Origin of the sequence: Clostridium sp. UBA6640, from assembly GCF_002455975.1 — a bacterium.
In the GTDB taxonomy this organism is placed as follows: domain Bacteria; phylum Bacillota; class Clostridia; order Clostridiales; family Clostridiaceae; genus Clostridium_J.
Genome location: NZ_DKLM01000024.1, coordinates 1 through 6,797 on the forward strand (window position 1 = coordinate 1; position 6,797 = coordinate 6,797).

Consider the following 6,797-nt stretch of genomic DNA (forward strand, 5'->3'; position numbering starts at 1 on the left):
TCATATAAGTTAACAGATCGTACTTTTAGGTAAGGGGGATTTTATGAAAAAAATATTAAAAGCTAATTTATTCGGAATGATTGTTATCATTTTAATGCTTCTATTATCAGCTACTGTTCAAATGAAACTTATGGAGGCAAATGTTTCACTTTTCAGCAATGTAGCAATAACGCAGGTATTAGGATTTTTCCTTCCAGTGGTTATTTACTTTTTAATAACTAAAGAAAATGTAAGAGATACTTTGAAGTTAAACAAGCTTCCATTAAAAGATATTATACTAATAATTTTATTAGCAATAGTATGCCAACCGCTAGTAATGGGATTAAGTGGCATATCTTCTATAATATCACCTAACAGCTTTAGTAATGCGATAGCGAATCCTGTATCTGAAACTTCTATGCTCTTAACTATATTCTTTATAGGAGTTGTTCCTGCCATATTTGAAGAGTTAGTTTATAGAGGAGTAATACTGTCAGGATATGATAATGTTAGCATTAAAACAGCAGCAATATTTTCAGGGCTATATTTTGCTTATATGCATTTGGATATTCAAAGACTGTTATATACTTTAGCTTTAGGGATATTATTTGGATATCTTGTAAGAATAACTAAATCTATTTATTCTTCAATGCTTTGTCATTTTCTTGTGAATTCTATACAGATGGTATTTCTAAAAGTAGTAATGAGCAAAAGTGAACAAGTGGATTCCGCTGCTCAATCTATTAAGGATTTACCAGGATCGAAACAAATAACTACAATCATAACATTAATTGTAATGATAGTAGTTGGGCTATTACTAACTAAATTAATAATGAATAAGCTAAAGAAAAATCATAGCTTAGATAGTGTAGAGCTTAATAGAGATATTGTAACTGAAAAACCTGTAAATTGGCCATTTATAGTTACAACAATAATCTTTGTAGCTATAGTAATACTTAATTATATATACTTAGCAGCTTTAAATGCCGCATAGCAAAAGCCCTTTCTTAAAGCAGAAAGGGCTTTTTATGTTATATTTATCAAAAGGATTTAAAATTAGAAACTAGAATATTATCTTATAGAAAACTAAAATAATATAGAAAAACTTTAAAAAGAGCTCCTTATATATTGATGCAAGGAAGGTGGAAAAATGTTAATACCTAATTTATTAAAAGGAGATAGAATTAAATTATCTGCATTGAAAAAAGAGGATGTAGATAAAATTACAATGTGGTATGAGAATGTAGATTTTTTAAGAAATTATGATGGTGGGATAGCGTATCCAGAAACTAAAGAATCCATGGCAAAATGGTATGAGGAAATTATAAATAGTAAAGAAAATTTCTGCTTTAGCATTATAACATTAGAAGAAAAAAATATGATAGGTTTCTTAGTTCTTTCAAGTATAATGTGGAACAATGGTTCTTCGTGGATATCTATATGTATAGGTGATGAAGAGAATAGAAAAAAGGGATATGGCAGCGAAGCTTTAAGGCTATTAATAGATTACAGTTTTAGGGAACTTAATCTCTATAGACTTCAGCTAACAGTATTCAGCTATAATACTTCAGCCATTAAAACCTACGAAAAATTAGGATTTAAAAAAGAAGGAGTCTATAGAGAAGCAATCTATAGAGATAATAATAGATATGATATGTATTTATATGGATTATTAAAAAAAGAATGGTGTATGGGGAGATATAATGAATAAGATAAAATTGTCAAAAGATATAAGAGGGGTTATGAAAGAAGAAATAATTAGATTCTTCTTAGAACAAAAGGAGAAAGAAATAAGTGATTTTCAAGCAGAAATATTTTTAAATTTTATAATAGATGACATTGGAATATATATATACAATGAAGCAATTAAAGATGCTTGTGCTTTTATGAATGAAAAAGTAGATGATATGTACGGATTAGAAAAAAGGATAAGATAAGTTTGGTTTAATTATAAGGATAATATATAAATAGTTAAATATAAGTCCTCTTTTTTTAACTATTTATATTTTTAAATTTTATTTTTGCAATGATCTCATTTCTAGCTAGAAAAATGTTAAATTCCATAATAAATATATTTAAAGCCTTCTAAGTTCTGTGTTCCTATTATGCTTACAGACATTTTTTATGCTTGGCATCTAACATATTTGCCTTATGTGAAGGTGAATTTAATCATAAAGTAAATAAATTTTTAGTATTATATTTTGAAGTATTGTCTGATGCAGCCATAAGTATGTTTTCACCATATCCAATATACCTATACTTGAAAGCTTCTGCTAGTACCTCTGGCAAATTTAATCAATTGAGAATGGATAATTAATGAAGTAGTGTCCAATGAAAAATAATTACGTAAAATATAATAAATAAGTGTCAGAGGTGTGTTTATGTGAAGAAAAGAAAATTTATTACTAAAATTTTAATTTTAATTATTATATTTTATATGATACTTTATAATTTAAGTGTAAAATTTTATATAGATGAAGGAAAATTTGCATTAATTCATTATAAGTATGAAGAAATTTATGATAAAAGTGATTATATATGTGTAATTAGACTAAATAAACCTTTAGCCTATATCGAGAAATATAAAATAGAAAGAGGAAATATTGTAGATATAATTACTAAAGATGAAGAAAAAATTGTAGTATCTTTTTTAGGAGAGGCAGAATTTTACAACATAGAAGATGAAAACGCAATAGAGTTAATAGATACCTATTATTTAAGGCCTATAGAGCTTAATTTTAATATGGATTCCTATAAAGTAAAAAGAAAAAACTTTGTCTTTAAAGTAAAGAGTGGTAAAGAAAATATTATAAGCTTTAAATATAGAAAAGAGATAATAAATATAGTTTTAAATTAAAATAGCGAACTTATTTTTAAGTTCGCTATTTTAATTTAGCAAAGATAAATTTGAGATTAATATATAAGCTATAGCTCAGTTTTGTAAGTACCATTACCATATGTAGATAGCAAAAAAAACTCTAATTGTGTTATAATTAAGTGAATAATCCTAAAAGTTTTACGATTTTGGTGGTGATGAAGTGAGTTTAAATTTTGATTTAAAGCTTACAATGGAACAAAAATTAATTATGACTATGGAGATGCAACTATCGGTAAAGCTTCTACAAATGTCTTCATATGATTTATTGAAGCATATAAACAATGAATTAGAGGAAAATATAGTTTTAGAAGCAAAACAACAAGAGAATGATGAAGTGAGAAAAGAAGAAGTTGATTATTCCAAGCTGATAAAACATTTAGAAAACGATAACAAAACCTTTGAATATGGATATAAAGATGAGGAGGTTTCTCCTTTAAACTTTGTTTCTGCAAAAAAAAGCTTAAAAGATTTCTTGAAAGAACAGTTAATAGAAATAAGTCTTAAAAGACCAATGATAGATTTGTGTAATTATATGGTAGAGAGTATAGATGAAAGAGGATATTTAGATACTTCATTAGAACAGATAGCAAAGATAAAAAAACAATCATTAGAATATTGTGAAAAAGCCTTAGAGATAATCCAGGATTTAGAACCTGTAGGAATAGGGGCTAGAGATCTAAAAGAATGTCTAAAAATTCAATTAAAAAGAAACAAACTAGGGAATTCCTATATATATGAAATTGTGGATGAATACCTAGAGTTAGTTTCTAAAAATAAATATAATGATATAGCTAAAAAACTGAAAATAGATAGTAAAACTGTTCAAGATTATGTGGACATAATTAAAACTTTAGAACCTAAACCTGCAAGAGGCTATTTTACAGGTGAAGAAATAAGCTATATAATTCCTGATGCTACTATAAGAAGAATAGAAGATGACTTTATAATTATTATGAATGACTCTATTCTTCCTAAGTTAAACGTAAACACTGTGTACAAGGAAATATTAAATAATAGTGAAGAAAAAGAAGTTGTAGATTATGTAAAAGGAAAGATGAATAAGGCAATGTTTTTAATTAAAAGTATAGATGAGAGAAGAAATACATTATATAAGGTTATAGAAGAAATAATTTCACTACAAAAGCCTTATTTTATGTATGGAGAAGACTATTTAAAACCTATGACTATTAAAAATGTAGCGGATAATATAAATTTCCATGAGTCTACAATAAGTAGAGCTATAAAGGATAAATATATTGCTCTTCACACTGGAAGAGTAATTAAAATAAAAGAGCTATTTACAAATTCATTAAATACTATGAATGATGATATTTCTACTAATAATATAAAGAAAAAAATTAAAGAAATAATTGATGGTGAAAATAAGAAAAAACCTCTTTCTGATGCAGCTATATGTAATATGTTGAATAATGAAGGAATAATGATTTCAAGGAGAACTATAGCAAAATATAGAGAGCAATTGGGTATTTTCAGCTCTTCTCAAAGAAAAAGGTTATAATTTCCACTATTGAAAAAATACACTAAAATTTTACAAAAGCTATTCACAAAAATAGCTTTTTATAGTATAATATAAGAGGGACAAAAAATGACCTATGGGCATTGAACGTCCCAAAGGAGTACAATGATGCAAGAAATTTTAAAACTACAACTAAAGTTAGTACCAGAATTATTGGAAATTATGGAAGAACGATATAACATTTTAAAAAATATTTACTATAATCAACCTATTGGAAGAAGACTTTTAGCGGCAAATGTTAATTTAAGTGAAAGAGTGGTAAGAAGTGAAATAAACTTCTTAAAGGAGCAAAAACTTATAGACGTTAATAGCTTAGGAATGACTATTACTAAAGAAGGAGAAGAGATATTACAGGGATTGAAAAGCTTTATTGGAGAATTAAGAGGTTTTCAATCTATGGAGTGTTATATTAAAGAAATATTAAACTTAAGAGAAGTTATTATAGTTCCTGGAGATATAGATGAAGATAAAGCTGTATTAAATGAATTAGGTAAAGTTGCTTCTAATTATGTTAAAAATATTTTAGAGAATAACATAATAATTTCTTTAACAGGAGGAAATACTGTAAAGGAGATTGTAGATAATTTTCCGAAAATAAATAATTTTAATAATATAACAGTACTTCCTGCTAGAGGTGGTATAGGAAAAGATATAGAAATTCAATCAAATACACTAGCTGGTAGATTGGCATCAAAATTAAATGCCAACTATGAGATATTACATATTCCCGATAATATCAGTGAGGATACCTTTGAGGTGTTAATAAATGAGAAGGGAATAAGAGAAATATTTAACAAGATAGAAAATTCTTATATAGTTATTCATGGTATAGGTGATGCCAATGAAATGTCTCAAAAAAGAGATTTAAATAAAGAGGTTATTGAAAAGATAAAAAAACTTGATGCAGTAGGAGAAGCTTATGGACATTATTTTAATTATAGTGGAGAGATTGTTTATTCAATGCCCACTATAGGTATAAAAATTGATAAGATTTCTTCTATAGAGAATATGATTGCTGTAGCAGCAGGTAAATATAAAACTAAAGCAATTATATCAGCTGTAAGAGGCAGAAGTAATGAAGTTTTAATTACTGATGAAGCTACTGCTAAAGAAATTTATAAAACGTTATTAACTGATGGTATTAAACTTTATTAAGTTAAACAGACACTTAAAATATATAATTGTTTTTTAGGAGGAGAACTTAAATGATAAAAGTTGGAATAAATGGATTTGGAAGAATAGGAAGAAATGTTTTTAAAGTATTAATTAAGAAATATGGAAGTGAATTAGAAGTTGTAGCTATTAACGATCTAACTGATCCAAAGACACTAGCTCACTTATTAAAGTATGATGCATTATATGGTAAATTTGATGGAACAGTAGAAGCTAAAGAAAATTCTATAGTAGTTAACGGAAAAGAAATAAGAATATTTGCAGAAAGAGAACCTAAAAATATTCCTTGGGGTATTTCAGGAGTGGACATCGTTATAGAATCAACAGGATTATTCACTGATGCAACTAAAGCTAAAGCGCATATAGAAGCAGGAGCTAAAAAAGTATTAATTTCTGCGCCAGCTAAAAATGAAGATATAACAGTAGTTTTAGGTGTTAATGAAGAAGAATATGATAGTTCAAAGCATAATATAATATCAAACGCTTCTTGTACAACTAACTGTTTAGCACCATTTGCTAAAATATTAGATAGAGAGTTTGGAATAGTAAAAGGTCTTATGACTACTGTTCACTCTTATACAAATGACCAAAAAATATTAGATGCACCTCATAGTGATTTAAGAAGGGCAAGAGCAGCAGCAGAATCTATGATTCCAACTACTACAGGAGCTGCTAAGGCGGTATCATTAGTTTTACCTCAATTAAAAGGAAAATTAAATGGTATGGCTGTAAGGGTACCAACACCAACAGTTTCAATGACAGATTTAGTTTGTGAATTGGAAAAAACAGCTACAGCAGAAGAAATAAATGCAGCATTTAAAAATGCCGCAGAAGGCGAATTAAAAGGAGTATTAGAATATAGTGAGGAACCACTAGTATCTATTGACTATAGAGGAAATGATAATTCATCAATAGTTGACGGACTATCAACAATGGTAATTGAAGGCAATTTAGTTAAAGTTGTTTCGTGGTATGATAATGAATGGGGATACTCAAATAGATTAGCTGACTTAGCAAAATATGTTGCTGACAAACTATAATATTAAATTTGATTATAGTTTAAGTAAAAATAAAAATCTAGTTCTGTAACATATGCGGGACTAGATTTTTTTGTTATAAAATATAAGGCATATTCAAGAAAATATAGGGTTCCACAATGAAAATTTAACTTATGTATGATTTTAATTTGTGCAACAAAAAATCTTTTCTATGAATGAAAAATTAAGAATG

7 protein-coding genes are annotated in these 6,797 nt (G+C 27.2%); all 7 read left to right on the plus strand.

Annotation, left to right across the window (positions count from 1 at the left end):
- The first annotated feature begins 43 nt into the window (after positions 1 to 43).
- Complete coding sequence (locus B2W91_RS02880; RefSeq protein WP_291578779.1) at positions 44 to 973, plus strand: CPBP family intramembrane glutamic endopeptidase; 930 nt, start codon at positions 44 to 46, stop codon at positions 971 to 973.
- A 156-nt stretch (positions 974 to 1,129) separates the two neighbouring features.
- Positions 1,130 to 1,690 (plus strand): GNAT family N-acetyltransferase, encoded by a 561-nt coding sequence (locus tag B2W91_RS02885; RefSeq protein WP_291578780.1) that lies wholly within the window; start codon positions 1,130 to 1,132, stop codon positions 1,688 to 1,690.
- Positions 1,683 to 1,916 (plus strand): DUF2164 family protein, encoded by a 234-nt coding sequence (locus B2W91_RS02890; RefSeq protein WP_291578781.1) that lies wholly within the window; start codon positions 1,683 to 1,685, stop codon positions 1,914 to 1,916. Before B2W91_RS02885 ends, B2W91_RS02890 begins: the two co-directional genes overlap by 8 nt.
- A gap of 446 nt (positions 1,917 to 2,362) precedes the next feature.
- A complete protein-coding gene (locus B2W91_RS02895; RefSeq protein WP_291578782.1) occupies positions 2,363 to 2,836 on the plus strand; it encodes a hypothetical protein in 474 nt (157 codons plus the stop codon).
- Positions 2,837 to 3,017: 181 nt separating this feature from the next.
- On the plus strand, positions 3,018 to 4,376 hold the full coding sequence (rpoN, locus tag B2W91_RS02900) for an RNA polymerase factor sigma-54 (protein ID WP_291578783.1): 1,359 nt from the start codon (positions 3,018 to 3,020) through the stop codon (positions 4,374 to 4,376).
- 126 nt (positions 4,377 to 4,502) lie between these two features.
- Entirely contained in the window at positions 4,503 to 5,549 is a 1,047-nt protein-coding gene (locus B2W91_RS02905) for a sugar-binding transcriptional regulator (protein ID WP_291578784.1), read from the plus strand.
- 50 nt (positions 5,550 to 5,599) lie between these two features.
- The gene (gap, locus tag B2W91_RS02910; protein ID WP_291578785.1) at positions 5,600 to 6,607 is read left to right on the plus strand and encodes a type I glyceraldehyde-3-phosphate dehydrogenase; all 1,008 of its coding nucleotides are present in this window, start codon (positions 5,600 to 5,602) and stop codon (positions 6,605 to 6,607) included.
- Positions 6,608 to 6,797: the final 190 nt, after the last annotated feature.